General features: G+C 69.9%; 11 protein-coding genes. 6 read left to right on the top strand and 5 right to left on the bottom strand.

The annotated features are described in order from the left end of the window. Positions 1 to 117 precede the first annotated feature (117 nt). From KYK13_RS02320 to KYK13_RS02310, 3 genes are all read left to right on the top strand, one after another. Positions 118 to 1,059: an ABC transporter ATP-binding protein gene (locus KYK13_RS02320; protein WP_223641614.1), complete on the top strand. Its 942-nt coding sequence runs from the start codon at positions 118 to 120 to the stop codon at positions 1,057 to 1,059. 26 nt (positions 1,060 to 1,085) lie between these two features. Then, on the top strand, positions 1,086 to 1,847 hold the full coding sequence (locus KYK13_RS02315; RefSeq protein ID WP_223641612.1) for an ABC transporter permease: 762 nt from the start codon (positions 1,086 to 1,088) through the stop codon (positions 1,845 to 1,847). A 130-nt stretch (positions 1,848 to 1,977) separates the two neighbouring features. Beyond that, positions 1,978 to 3,582 (top strand): serine/threonine-protein kinase, encoded by a 1,605-nt coding sequence (locus tag KYK13_RS02310; protein WP_223641611.1) that lies wholly within the window; start codon positions 1,978 to 1,980, stop codon positions 3,580 to 3,582. A 109-nt stretch (positions 3,583 to 3,691) separates the two neighbouring features. Here the strand turns inward: KYK13_RS02310 and KYK13_RS02305 are convergent, their stop codons facing one another. The 5 genes from KYK13_RS02305 to treZ all read right to left on the bottom strand — a co-directional run bounded on the left by KYK13_RS02305 (position 3,692) and on the right by treZ (position 9,865). Beyond that, entirely contained in the window at positions 3,692 to 4,444 is a 753-nt protein-coding gene (locus tag KYK13_RS02305) for a tetratricopeptide repeat protein (RefSeq protein ID WP_223641610.1), read from the bottom strand. A 66-nt stretch (positions 4,445 to 4,510) separates the two neighbouring features. Beyond that, complete coding sequence (locus KYK13_RS02300) at positions 4,511 to 4,930, bottom strand: VOC family protein (protein WP_223641609.1); 420 nt, start codon at positions 4,928 to 4,930, stop codon at positions 4,511 to 4,513. A 67-nt stretch (positions 4,931 to 4,997) separates the two neighbouring features. Next, the gene (locus tag KYK13_RS02295; protein WP_223641608.1) at positions 4,998 to 6,428 is read right to left on the bottom strand and encodes a M20 family metallopeptidase; all 1,431 of its coding nucleotides are present in this window, start codon (positions 6,426 to 6,428) and stop codon (positions 4,998 to 5,000) included. Between the two features lie 153 nt (positions 6,429 to 6,581). Further along, complete coding sequence (locus tag KYK13_RS02290; RefSeq protein ID WP_223641607.1) at positions 6,582 to 7,844, bottom strand: discoidin domain-containing protein; 1,263 nt, start codon at positions 7,842 to 7,844, stop codon at positions 6,582 to 6,584. Positions 7,845 to 8,020: 176 nt separating this feature from the next. Beyond that, positions 8,021 to 9,865: a malto-oligosyltrehalose trehalohydrolase gene (gene treZ / locus KYK13_RS02285; protein ID WP_223641606.1), complete on the bottom strand. Its 1,845-nt coding sequence runs from the start codon at positions 9,863 to 9,865 to the stop codon at positions 8,021 to 8,023. 299 nt (positions 9,866 to 10,164) lie between these two features. Between treZ and KYK13_RS02280 the strand changes: the two genes are divergently transcribed. The 3 genes from KYK13_RS02280 to KYK13_RS02270 all read left to right on the top strand — a co-directional run bounded on the left by KYK13_RS02280 (position 10,165) and on the right by KYK13_RS02270 (position 12,495). Then, the gene (locus KYK13_RS02280) at positions 10,165 to 10,833 is read left to right on the top strand and encodes a hypothetical protein (protein ID WP_223641605.1); all 669 of its coding nucleotides are present in this window, start codon (positions 10,165 to 10,167) and stop codon (positions 10,831 to 10,833) included. 44 nt (positions 10,834 to 10,877) lie between these two features. After that, positions 10,878 to 11,279 (top strand): hypothetical protein, encoded by a 402-nt coding sequence (locus KYK13_RS02275; protein ID WP_223641603.1) that lies wholly within the window; start codon positions 10,878 to 10,880, stop codon positions 11,277 to 11,279. Positions 11,280 to 11,346: 67 nt separating this feature from the next. Continuing rightward, positions 11,347 to 12,495 carry an AAA family ATPase gene (locus KYK13_RS02270; RefSeq protein ID WP_223641601.1) on the top strand — a complete coding sequence of 383 codons (1,149 nt, stop codon included), beginning with the start codon at positions 11,347 to 11,349 and terminating at the stop codon, positions 12,493 to 12,495. The last annotated feature ends 45 nt before the right edge of the window (positions 12,496 to 12,540 follow it).

The following is a 12,540-nucleotide window of genomic DNA, read 5'->3' as shown; positions in this document are numbered from 1 at the left end:
CAAGGCGCCTGCACCCGCCCCGTGTCCGGTTGGACGGGACGCGTCACGCGTCCAGGAGCGAAAACGCCTGCACGCTGACCAGCGAACCCATTTCGAAGGTGTTAGAGGAAGCGCCCCATGTCCGAGCCCATGCCCCCCGCCCTGGAGCTGAAGGGCCTCTCCAAGGCCTACGGAAAGTTCACCGCCCTCCACGCCGTGGACCTCAGCATCCGCCCCGGTGAAATCTTCGCCCTGCTGGGCCCCAACGGCGCCGGAAAGACGACCCTCATCGGCAGTGTGTGCGGCCTGGTGAAGAAGTCCGCCGGCACCGTGAAGGTCTTCGGCAAGGACCTGGACCAGGACCCCAACGGGCCCCGCTACCAGGTGGGCCTCGTCCCGCAGGAGATCAACTTCGACCCGTTCTTCTCCGTCGCCGAGTCCCTGCGCATCCAGCTGGGCTACTACGGCCAGCCCCGCGACGACGCGCGCGTCGATGAGGTCCTCACCGCCCTGAACCTCCAGGCCAAGAAGGACTCGCTCACGCGCGCCCTGTCCGGCGGCATGAAGCGCCGGCTGCTCATCGCCAAGGCGCTGGTGCACAAGCCCAAGCTCGTGTTCCTGGACGAGCCCACCGCCGGCGTGGACGTGGAGCTGCGCCGCGACCTGTGGACATACGTGAAGAAGATCGCCAGCGAGGGCACCACCATCGTCCTCACCACGCACTACCTCGAAGAGGCCGAGGAGCTGGCGGACCGCGTGGGCATCATCAACGAGGGCCGCCTCCTCATGACCGAGGACAAGGCCGCGCTGCTGCGCCGCTTCGGCGAGAAGCGCCTCGTCGTCACCTTCTCCGAACCCCAGGCCGCCATGCCCGCCGCGGGCACGCGCTTCTCCGCGAACCTCTCCGCTGACGGCCGCACGCTCACCTACGTGGAGCGCGACAACTGCGCGCCCTCCGGTGAGCTGCTCCGCTCGCTCTACGCGGACGGGCTGCCCATCGCGGAGGTGGAGACGCGCCGCTCGCGACTGGAAGACGTGCTCATTGAAATCCTTCGCGGCCGCCCCTCGCAGGCCGCCTGAACCCCGCTCCTTCGAAAAAACACCCCATGAACGTCCTCGGGATGCAGACGCTGTTCGCGAAGGAGGTCCGGCGCTTCATGCGCGTGCCGGGCCAGACCGTCCTGTCGCCCCTCATCAGCACCACGCTGTACTTCATCGTCTTCGGCTACTCGATTTCGGGCCGCGTCCACGAGGTGGAGGGCCACCCATACCTGCACTTCATCGTGCCGGGCCTCGTGTTCCTGGGCATCGCCAACAACGCGTTCCTCAACAGCTCCTCGTCGCTGTTCATCACCAAGATTCAGGGCACGGTGGTGGACCTGCTGGTGGCGCCGCTGGGCCCCGGTGAGCTGATGGTGGGCTTCATCGGCGGCGCCATGGTGCGCGGCCTGGTGGTGGGCCTGCTCACGTGGATTGTCGCGGCGGTGTTCTCCGGCTTCAGCCTGGAGCACCCGCTGGCCACGCTCTACTTCCTCCTGCTGGCCAGCTACGTGTTCAGCGTGCTGGGCATGCTCGCCGCCGTCTGGGCGGAGAAGTTCGAGCAGATCAACTTCTTCCCCACCTTCGTGATGCTGCCCCTCACGTTCCTGGGCGGCGTCTTCTACTCGGTGCGCGAGCTGCCCTCGCCGTGGAACCACATCAGCCTCTTCAACCCCATGGTCTACATGGTGGAGGGGCTGCGCTACGGCATGCTCGGCAGCAGCCTGTTTTCACCCTGGGTGGGTGGCGGCATCCTCGCCCTCACCGCCGCCGTCGCCACCGCCGTCACGTACGCGGTCCTTCGCTCCGGGTACAAGATGAAGGCCTAGACGTCAGTAGCCCGCCTGCCACCTCCACGGGTAGGAAGGCGGGCTGCTTCCCGGCTGACAGGTCCTTGGTCTTTTTGGAAGTCGGCTGTTTCCCGCCCGGTGAGAAAGAGAGGTATCCTCTCGGACACCCATGGCGGTGGTCTTCGGGAAATACGAGCTGCTTCGAAAAATCGCGTCGGGCGGAATGGGACAGGTGTTCCTCGCCCGGGAGCACGGGACGGGCTTCGAGCGCCTTGTCGTCCTCAAGCTCATCTTGCCGCACCTGGCCGAGGACGAAGAGTTCCTGGAGATGTTCCTGGAGGAGGCGCGGCTGGTGGCGCGGCTCTCCCACCCGAACCTCATCACCATCCTGGACCTCACGGAGATTGAGGGCCGGCACTGCCTGGCCATGGAGTACGTGCAGGGCGAGGACGTGCGGCGCCTGGACCGCTTCGCGCGCAAGCAGGAGCGCCCGCTGCCGGTGGGACTGGTGGTGCGCATCATCGCGGACGCGGCGGCGGGGCTGTCCTACGCGCACGGTGCGCGTGACGGGCACGGCCAGCCGCTGAAGCTGGTGCACCGCGACGTGTCTCCGCAGAACGTGCTCGTCGGGTTCGACGGGGGCGTGAAGGTCATCGACTTCGGCGTGGCGAAGGCGGCCACCAGCGGACAGCAGACGGCGACGGGCGTGCTCAAGGGCAAGTACCCGTACATGTCGCCGGAGCAGGCCAACGGCATGGCGGTGGACGGCCGGAGCGACCAGTTCGCGCTCGGTGTCGTGATGTGGGAGCTGCTCACCGGCAAGCGCCTCTTCAAGGGCGACACGGACCTGATGACGCTGCGGCTGGTGCGCGACTGCCAGGTGCCGCCGCCGTCGCAGCTCACCCCCAAGGTGCCGCCGGGCCTGGACGAAATCGTGCTCAAGGCCCTGGCGCCCACGCCGGACGGCCGCTACGCGGACTGCGCCGCGTTCCGGCTGGCGCTGGAGGACTGGGCGCTCAACCTGCGGCTGCCGTCCAGCAGCGCGCACCTGGCCGCGTACCTGCGGGAGCTGTACGCGGAGCGCATCGCCGCGGAGGCGGACCCCGCGAAGCTGGACCAGCTGGCCGAGGACGTGGACCTGGACTCGCAGTCCAACTCCTCGCGGGACGGGATGCCCACGTCGGGTGCGCGAGGACAGGCCGCGTCGCGCGCGTCGAAGCTGGTGGGGCCGCCGTCCCGTCCGCCCACGCGCGTGGAGCCGGAGAAGACGCGCAACACCGCGGCCCTGATGCCGGAGCCTCCGAAGCGCCGTCCGTGGCTGCCCTTCGTCGTGGGCGGCGTGGCGCTGGTGGCGGGTGGCGCGGCGGTGGTGCTGATGCGCGGCTCCGGCGCGGTGACGCCGCCTCCCGTCATGGCCACACGGGCGCCCGAGGACATGCAGGGCCACACGCCGGCGCCCGCGCGTCCCACGGCGCCGGCGGACACCGCGCCCCAGCCGGTGCGCCTGACGGTGACGAGCGAGCCGCCCGGCGCCTCGGTGCAGGTGGCGGGCGAGGAGCGCGGCCTCACACCGATGGCGCTGCCGCTGGTGCCCGGCGAGCCGTCGGTGGCGGTGACGCTCGCGCTCAATGGCTATGAGCCGGTGACGCGGCAGGTGTCCGCGGCGGACGCGCCGTCGGTGGTGGTGGCGCTCCAGAAGCGGGCGCCTCGGCCATCCACGCAGCCCAAGAAGCCACCGTCCGGCTCATCGCTGGGCATCAAGACGGGCCGCTGAGGCGCCCCACCGTGCCGCCGGTCCGGCGGACAAGCACTGCCCGGGTGAAGCGCGCGGACACGCATGCGTGCGCCTCGCCCGCTCCGGGCAGCCCGGTCCACCCCGGGACTCACCCCGAGACAGCGATGCGGGCGCGGCGGCGGAACTTCCAGTAGGCGCCGAGCGCCAGGCCCAGGAAGGCCACCAGGCCGAGGGGCACGGCGACGAAGAGCCTCTTCTGGTTCAGCGCCTGGAGGCGCGCCTCGAGGCTCAGCACCTGGTTGGAGTCGCCGATGGCGCGGGCCCGTCGCGCCTGTTCGCGGGCGCCGTCCTCATCGCCCAGGTCCAGGAGGATGGCGCCGAGCAGCGCGTGGCCGTCCCCGTCTTCGGGCCGCAGCTCGGTGAAGCGCACCGCATGCGTCCGGGCGGTCACGAGGTCATGCTTCCCGTAGGCGAACAGCGCGAGCGCCTTCTGGGCCTCGAAGTCATTGGGGTCCTTCTGGATTCGCTCGGACATCATGCTCCGGGCCCCGTCGAGCTCGGCCAGCTGGCGCCGCAAGCCATCCCGCAGGGTCAGGGCCTCGGTGCGGGACTCCCCGTCGATGCCCAGCTCCAGCGCACGCTCCACGGCGCGAAGGGCCTCCTCGTATTGGCCCTGCAGGATGTGCATGCGCCCCAGCAGGAAGTGCGTCTGGGGATTCTCCGGAGCCTCCTTGAGGAGCCGCTGGACGTGCTCCCGCGCCTCGATGAAGTTGAGACTCGTGGGGTTCAGCGCGGCGTCGGCCTGGTCGTGCACGGCCTGGAGCTCGGCGCTGTAGCGCGGGGGCTCTTTCGTCTCGGGAGCCTGGAAGCAGAAGAAGAGAGCCAGAGCCAACGCGTGCATGGGGTCCTCACAGGGCGCACCCCGGGTGTAGCACAAGCACGCTCCGGGTTCGGGGCCCGTCGAGCATCAGGAACGCCGCGCGCGCGACTCCGCCGCGACCACGACGACGTAGCCGTCCGGGTCCTTCACCCAGAACTCCCAGCGGCGCGAGTTCAGGTTCACGTGCGGCGCCTCCACCCACTCCACCTTCAGCGCCCGCGCCGCATCCACGCACGCGTCGAAGTCCGTGGTCTCGAACCACAGCAGCACGCCGTGTCCCCTCGGCGCCGAGTCCGGCCCCATCAGGTTCGCGTGCTCATCCAGGTCCCACGCGTGCAACTGGAGCACGAGCTCGCCGTTGTTCAGCAGCATCTCGTACTCAGGGCCGCCGTGCCCGCTCTCGCAGCCGAGCACCTCCTGGTACCACCGGCTGCTCGCTTCGACGTCGCGCACCGCGATGAGGGGCTGCGCGCGGACGTGGCCCGTGCGGCGGGGTTTGCTCGGCATGGGGGCTCCGGAAGGCCAGGCGTGAAGGAGGACGGGGCACGCGCGGCCCCGTCCCCCTGGTGAGGCACTACCGCTTGAAGTGGGCCGCGACGACGCTCGCCACCGCGGCGGTCAGCTTCTTGCCCGTGGGGATGTGCAGGAACTCATTGGGCCCGTGCGCGTTGCTGCCCGGCCCCAGCAGGCCCGTGATGAGGAACTGCGCCTCCGGGAAGCGCTCGCCCAGCATGCCCATGAACGGGATGGTGCCGCCCTCGCCCATGGCCATGGCCGGCTTGCCGAAGCACGCCTTGGACGCGGACTCCACCGCGCTCGACAGCCAGCCCGCGAGCGGCGGCGCGTCCCAGCCCACCGACGCCTTGTCGCCCTCGAAGGACACCTTCGCGCCGTACGGCGGATCCTTCTCCAGCGTCTCCTTCAGCGCCTTCGCGGCCGCCTTCGGGTCCACGCGCGGCGGGATGCGCATGGACAGCTTCCACGTGGTGTAGGGGCGCAGCACGTTGCCCGCGCTCGCGAGCGCCGGCACGCCCTCCACGCCCGTCAGCGCCAGCGCCGGGCGCCAGGTGCGGTTGAGCACCAGCTCCGCGCCGTCCGTCGTCACCGGGCGCGCGCCCTCCACCCAGGGGAACTTCGTGTAGAGCTCGTCGCCCATCGTCTCCGCGGCGGCCTTCGCCTGCTGGCGCCGGCCCTCGGGGATCTCCGTGTGCAGCTCCTTCACCTTGATGTGGCCCGTGGCCTCGTCCTCCACGCGCGACAGCAGCATCCGCATGATGCGCATGGAAGACGCCACCACGCCCGTCGCGTCACCGGAGTGCACGCCCTCCGTGAGGATGTCCACGCGCAGGTTGCCGGCCACCATGCCGCGCAGGCTGGTGGTCATCCACAGCTGCTCATAGTTCGCGCAGCCCGAGTCCAGGCACACCACCAGCGACGGCTTGCCGATGCGCGGCGCGAGCGCCTCGATGTACGCGGGCAGGTCGTAGCTGCCGCTCTCCTCGCACGCCTCGATGAGGATGGCGCAGCGGGCATGCGGCACGCCCTGCTCCTTGAGCAGCCGCAGCGCGGACAGTGACGCGAACGCGGAGTAGCCGTCATCCGCGCCGCCGCGGCCGAAGAGCTTGTCGCCCTCGCGCACGGGGGTCCACGGCGTCAGGCCCTCACGCCAGCCGGTCATCTCCGGCTGCTTGTCCAGGTGGCCGTACAAGAGCACGGTGTCGTCGCCGCGCGTGCCCGGCACCTCCATGTAGATGACCGGCGTGCGGTCCTTGCCGTCCGCTGTCTTCAGCCGCACCACCTCCACCGTCAGCCCGGGCAGGTGCTTGGCCTGCGCGCGGCACCAGTCCGCGATGAGCTGGACGGCCTGCTCCATGTGGCCGGACTTCACCCAGTCCGGGTCGAAGGCGGGCGACTTGTTGGGGATGCGGATGTAGCGCTCCAGCGCCGGGAGGATCTCCTGCTCCCAGATGCGCTCGGACGAGGCGAGGGCTTGGTCGACGTTCATGGCGGCGCCATGCTGCCCACCCCGGCGCGCCCTGTCGATGGAAAGCCCCGGGTTCGGCGGGTCGCCCCACCCGGCCCCGGACCTCCCCGCCTGCCCGGCACGCGGCCTGCCGTCCTGCGTCAGGCCGCGTGCGAGCCCCGCTTCACGCGGGGTTCAAGGCTGGATTTCGCGAACGCTCAGCCACTTGAAGTCCACGTCCGTGGCGTTGTCCCAGCGGAACACCGCGATGGGGCCTCCCCACGTGATGGGCGCGGCGGGCACGGCGCCGCCGCAGTGCTGGGCGTCGCCGCCCCACCTGCCGGCGTCCGTGTAGTCGTAGACCTTCTTCCACGTCACCTTGTCCGCGTTCTCGTTGACGTACATCTCCAGCTTCACGGCGGTCTGGCCACTGACGGTGATGTTGCGCATGACGGCCTTGAAGCCCACCCAGCGGCCCTTGAGGGAGGAGGTGGCGGTGACGTAGGGCGTCTGATCGTAGGAGACGTGCCAGGTCTCCTTCTCCCAGCGGGCGCGGCCGTCGTAGTGCAGGCCGCCCTTGTAGCTGCTGCCCTCGCAGCCGGAGTATTTGTCGTTGTGCTTCCCGCCGCGCGCGTACCACGCGAAGTTGTCCTTCGCGTCCGCCACCGCGTTGACCTTCACGAAGCCGGTCATCTCGATGTTCTTCCAGTCGTTGGGCGCCTGCATGTAGCCGCGGCTCGCGAGCACGTCCCGGTCGTAGGTGGGGATCTTCCGGTCGTCGTAGCCCGTGGACGTGAAGACGCTCATCCGCACCTGCTTGTCCTTCATCTTCCAGGAGCCGTCGCTGTTGCGGGTGATGGTGTTCTGCGGGTCGAAGCGGGAGTCCGCCAGCGCGTTGTCCGCCAGCGTCCACGACTCGCCGCCGGACTTCGTCGGGTAGAGCATGGTGACGCCGAAGCGGTCCGCGCCGGCCGTGGGCGTGGCGGCGCCGGCGATGGCGGCCCACTCGGCGATGCTGGCCCAGGTGTTGACGGAGTTGCCGTTGACGGTGACGCGCACATAGCGGGCGTTGCGCGCGGAGAAGCTGTAGCGCTCGAAGTTGGCGGTGGTGCCGGACGACTTCGTGGACACGGCCGTGGACCAGGTGGCGCCGTCCGTGGACGTGGCCAGGACGAAGGTGTTGGTCCGCTCGTTGCCCCGGTGCCAGGCGATGTCCACCGCGGATAGCGACTTCACGCTGCCCAGGTCGCCCTGGAGCCACTGCCCCACGCCGTCGCTGGACCAGCGCGTGGTGAGGTTGCCGTCAATGGTGGCGGACGGCCTGTTGCCGTCATCTCCACTGGCGGTGACGGCGGTGAAGCCCGACGCGGCGAGCGCCTGCGATGAAGTCCCGAACAGCGCGAGCATGCTCGCGGTGGTGATGTAATGCTTCCACGATGTTGGATGGGATTGAGACACGGTGCTTCCTCCTGGGGAGGGCGTCTACCGGCCCACCCCGGAGGGCATTCCCTGTCGTTGCATGTTTCACGGACAGGAAATGCGACAGCCCGCCACCTCCGCTTCCGGAGTGGCGGGCCGCGCGTGAAACCATGTCTGCCTTTGCGTGTGAGATTGCGACTCGCCGTCTGGAATGGCTACTCGCGCAGCCTCACCACCGCCGCGGAGGGGCCTTCCAGGCGCACGACGTTGCCGGTGAGCGGGGACGCCTCCACGGCGCCGCCGTAGCGCGGGTTCTCACTCCACGTGACGATGCCCGCACTCGCGTGCGGGGGAAGCGAGTGCACCAGCGCGCCCCGCAGGTTCACGAAGATGAGCAGCGTGTCCCCTTCCGCGCGGCGCTCCAGCACGAGCGCGTCCGGGCCCAGGGCTCGGGCGTCGTGCGTGCCCTGGCGGCTGGTGAGCACGGGCTCCGTGGCGCGCAGGCGCAACAGCTCCTTGTAGAGCGTGTGCACGCCCGCGGCCTCCGCGTTGTCCAGCTCGCTCCAGTCCAGCGTGGAGCGGGTGAAGGTGTCGCGGGCCTGCGGGTCGGGCACCTCCTCGGCCTTGAAGCGCGAGAAGCCGGCGAACTCCTTGCGGCGCCCTTCGGTGACGAGCCTGCCCAGCTCGGCGTGGTGGTCCGTGAAGTAGAGGAACGGCGTGCGCGCGTTCCACTCCTGTCCCATGAAGAGCAGCGGCGTGAAGGGCGACAGGAGCAGGAGCGTGCTCATGGCGCGGTAGGCGGCCGGGGACACGTCCTCCGACAGGCGGTTGCCGAAGGGCCGGTTGCCCACCTGGTCATGGTTCTGGATGCAGTGGACGAAGTGCCACGGCGCCAGGCCCTTCGGGTCCGTGCCGCGCGCGTGGCCCAGGTTGCTGGACTTCTGGCCCGTGTAGAACCAGCCCTGGCGCAGCGTCGTGGCCAGGTCCTCGGCGCTGCCCGTGTAGTCCTGGTAGTAGCCCTCGTGGTCGCCCGCGAAGGCGCGCCGGAGCTGGTGGTGCAGGTCATCCGCCCAGACGGCGTCCAGGCCGTAGCCGCCGTCCGACGGGGGCGTGACGAGCTTGCGTTCATTGCGCTCGTCCTCCGCGATGACGACGACGCGGCGGCCGGAGGCGGAGGCGTGGGCGCGCTCGACGATTTCGGCGAGCAGGTGCGGCTGGCCGTCATCCACCAGGGCGTGCGCCGCGTCCAGGCGCAGGCCGTCCGCGTGGTAGTCGCGGATCCACATCTCCACGTTGGAGAGCACCAGCGAGCGCACGAAGCGGCTGCCCTCGCTGTCGTAGTTCACCGCGTCGCCCCAGGGCGTGTGGTGCTTGCCGGTGAAGTAGTGCGGCGAGTACGCGCGCAGGTAGTTCCCGTCCGGTCCGAAGTGGTTGTAGACGGCGTCGAGGAGCACCGCGAGCCCGTGCGCGTGCGCCGCGTCGATGAGCTTGCGCAGCCCCCTGGGGCCGCCGTAGGTGGCCTGCGGCGCGAAGAGGTCCACGCCGTCGTAGCCCCAGTTGCGCGCGCCCGGGAAGCTGGCCACGGGCAGCAGCTCCAGCGTGTTGACGCCCAACTCGCGCAGGTGGGCGAGCTTCGGGATGAGCGCCTCGAAGGTGCCCTCCGGCGTCGCGGTGCCCACGTGCACTTCGTAGATGACCAGGCCTCGCGGATCCGGGCCCTTCCAGTGCGCGTCCGTCCAGCCATGGTCGGTGCCCACCACTTCGGAAGGACCGTGCACGCCCTTGGGTTGGGAGCGGGACCAGGGGTCCGGGAACGGCTCGGCGCCGTCCACGCTGAGCTTGTAGCGCGCGCCCTCGCCCAGGTCCGGCAGCGCGCCGCCGAAGCAGCCCTCCGCCTCCGGTTGGAGCGGCACCTTGCGCAGGACGCGGTCCTCCGCGTCGTACAGGACCACGTCCACGCCCTGGTGGCCGGGCGCCCAGACGCGCCAGCGCACCGAGGAGCCCTCCACCCACGCCCCCAGCCGGGGCGCCTGGGACCGCGCTTCAGTCGTATGAGCCATGTCGGGTCCCTGTTAATGCGCGGACGCGGTCCCGGGGAGCACCCCGTGCACCCAAGCCCCACCGCTGTTCACGGGCCGACCTCTGGGCGTGCACGAGTGCGGACCGGCGGACGGAGGCCGCACGCCGGTGTCCGTGGACTCGCGCCCTCCTGGACCCCTCACGTCGTGTTGCCAGCCCGGAATCCACAAGGTAGCGTTACAGGCATATTTTTCCATATTGACAGATTATTCTTTATTTAATTGTTTAACATGATAACGATTTGGTTCCAGGAGAGCCCCTTCTCACCCGGGCACTTGGCATGGCGCTTCAGCGAAGCCCCTGGTCTGCCCCATGGGTATGGGTCGCGGTGGTGATGATGGGCTGCTCCACGCCGAACCCGGATGTCCGGGTCCGTGAGCTGCCGGATGGCCAGCTCCAGGTCACCGGTCCGCTCGCGGGGCCCTTCCCGTCGATGGAGGAACTCGCCGGGAGCGCCTGTGAGATTCTCACCCGGCAGCCTGGGGCGTCGTCGGGCGATTACGGGATGGAGTATTGCGCACTGGTCTACTACTCGGGCGCGGAAGACGCGTACTACCTCAGCCACCTGTCCGACATCCACGGCACGGGCGTGGGCCGCACGAAGTCATGCCGGGTCCCCACGCGGCTGGATGATCCACGGCACCTGGACGCCGTCATCCTGGGCAGGGGCCACAACCATCCGCACAACCGGCGGTTCTCCCAGGCAGACCTGGGTGACGAGCGCCGGTGGGTTCCCACGCGGATCGCCGATTCGAGGACCGGCAAGGTGCTCCGGCGGCAGCTCCTGCTTTTCTACCGGGAGAAGGCTGGCGAGTGCCGCGCCTACAAATACGACTACACGGACCGCGAGGTGGCCGCGCTTCGCGGCGGGGGCTGGGTGCCCATCGGCGCGGTCCGCGACGAGTTGGGCAACATCGAACTCTACGAAGGACAGGACTGGACGCCATGAATGGACCCAGGCGACCTCGGCGTCTTGCTCTGCTTGTCCTGGGAATGGCCGCCTGTGCCCTGCTCCAGGGCTGCGGTTACTTCGGCTACTACAAGTACGAGCGCCCCGAGCGCGTCCCTCGCGAGCAGGGAGAGCGCATCCGCGACCCGCTGACCTTCGAGACGACGAACGAGTTGGACGGGCCGACCCTGGCCGCGTTCCAGGTCGCGCTGGCGGACTTCATGCCCCCAGGAGCGAAGGCCACCGGCAACGACGAAAGGCTGGTCCGCTGCCTCAATCGCCGGGATGTCTACGACGTCAGGATCCAGAAGGTGAATGACGACCTGTACGTCATCCACTTCGCCCCCAACCTTGGCCGCTGCGACATGCCGCCCGAGGCCGTGCTGCTGGATGGGGACGCGACCTACCTCATCGACGGAAGGGGCCGGATCCTCGACATCCGGTAGGCTCGCTTGTCGCGCCCGGGTGCCTCCCGGATGATGGGGCGTCCCCACCCTCCTGGAGCTCCCCGCGATGTCCCCCCGTTCCGGCGTCGACCCCTCCGCCTCCCCCGAAGGCCCGTCCATCGAGGAGCGCGTGGCCGCGCTGGAGGTGCTGTCGCCCAGGCACATCGACGCGCGCCTGGGCGACCTGGGCTACCGGGGCCAGCCCGAGGCCCGCCGCGCGGCCTCCGTGCTCGCCTACCGGCACCTGCGCCGCATCCGCCGGCTGTACCTGGAGGGGCTGGAGCCGGAGCCCGGCACCCGGGAGAACGCCCTCTTCCTCGGCCCCACCGGCTCCGGCAAGACGTTCCTCGTGGAGCTCCTGTTCCGCGAAATCCTGGGCGTGCCCACCGTGCTCGCGGACGCCACCCAGTTCTCCGAAACGGGCTACGTGGGCGACGACGTCAGCACCCTGCTGTCCCGGCTCTATGAAGCCGCCGAGCGCGACGCGGCGTGGGCCTCCTGCGGCGTCATCTGCATGGACGAGTTCGACAAGCTCGCCACCAGCCGCTCCGACAGCCGCTTCTCCGGCCAGCAGACCACCAAGGACGTGAGCGGCTTCGGCGTGCAGCGCAGCCTGCTGCACCTGCTGTCCGCGCCGCAGGCCACCTTCCCGCCGGACTTCGGCTTCACCAGCCGCATCCGCGCCGAGTCCCTGGACATGGGCTGCATCACCTTCATCGCCTGCGGCGCGTTCAGCGGCTTCCGGGGCACCGCGGAGACCCTGGCCCACGTGGAGCGCGTGGGCTTCGGCCGCGAACCCGGCAGGGGCGGCCAGAAGGACCTGGAGTCCATCGCCACGCGCATCACGGACGAGCACCTGGAGAACACCACCGCGTTCTCCCGCTACGGCTTCATCCCGGAGCTCATCGGCCGCTTCAACCGGCTGGTGTCCTTCAGCCCGCTGGACGCGGCCACGCTGGGAGACATCCTCCAGCACAACGTGCTGCGCACCTGGGAGCGCGAGTTCGCCCACGAGGGGCTGGAGCTCACCGTGGACCCCGCCGTGAGGGAATGGGTGGTCGCCCGCGCCCTCAAGCGCGAGACGGGCGCGCGCGGCCTGCGCACCGTCCTGGCCCCCGTGCTGGAGCACGCCGCCTACGAGCACTTCGGCCATGGGAAGGCCGCCACCGTGCGCCTGGTGCTGAAGGACGACGCCGTGCACGCCCTGCGCGACTGACGTGAGGGCAGCCGACGTGCCGGGGCCCGGTCCGCGCGGACACAG

This window comes from Corallococcus sp. EGB (assembly GCF_019968905.1).
Taxonomy (GTDB): Bacteria; Myxococcota; Myxococcia; order Myxococcales; family Myxococcaceae; genus Corallococcus.
Note: the sequence above shows the minus strand (reverse complement) of the source record. Positions and strands in the feature narration are given on the sequence as shown.

Coding starts and splice junctions, on each gene's coding strand:
- KYK13_RS02280 (WP_223641605.1), top strand. CDS start 10,165: ATGGCGCTTCAGCGAAGCCCCTGGTCTGCCCCATGGGTATGGGTCGCG.
- KYK13_RS02275 (WP_223641603.1), top strand. CDS start 10,878: ATGGCCGCCTGTGCCCTGCTCCAGGGCTGCGGTTACTTCGGCTACTAC.
- KYK13_RS02300 (WP_223641609.1), bottom strand. CDS start 4,930: ATGCCGAGCAAACCCCGCCGCACGGGCCACGTCCGCGCGCAGCCCCTC.
- KYK13_RS02320 (WP_223641614.1), top strand. CDS start 118: ATGTCCGAGCCCATGCCCCCCGCCCTGGAGCTGAAGGGCCTCTCCAAG.
- KYK13_RS02270 (WP_223641601.1), top strand. CDS start 11,347: ATGTCCCCCCGTTCCGGCGTCGACCCCTCCGCCTCCCCCGAAGGCCCG.
- KYK13_RS02315 (WP_223641612.1), top strand. CDS start 1,086: ATGAACGTCCTCGGGATGCAGACGCTGTTCGCGAAGGAGGTCCGGCGC.
- KYK13_RS02310 (WP_223641611.1), top strand. CDS start 1,978: ATGGCGGTGGTCTTCGGGAAATACGAGCTGCTTCGAAAAATCGCGTCG.
- treZ (WP_223641606.1), bottom strand. CDS start 9,865: ATGGCTCATACGACTGAAGCGCGGTCCCAGGCGCCCCGGCTGGGGGCG.
- KYK13_RS02295 (WP_223641608.1), bottom strand. CDS start 6,428: ATGAACGTCGACCAAGCCCTCGCCTCGTCCGAGCGCATCTGGGAGCAG.
- KYK13_RS02305 (WP_223641610.1), bottom strand. CDS start 4,444: ATGCACGCGTTGGCTCTGGCTCTCTTCTTCTGCTTCCAGGCTCCCGAG.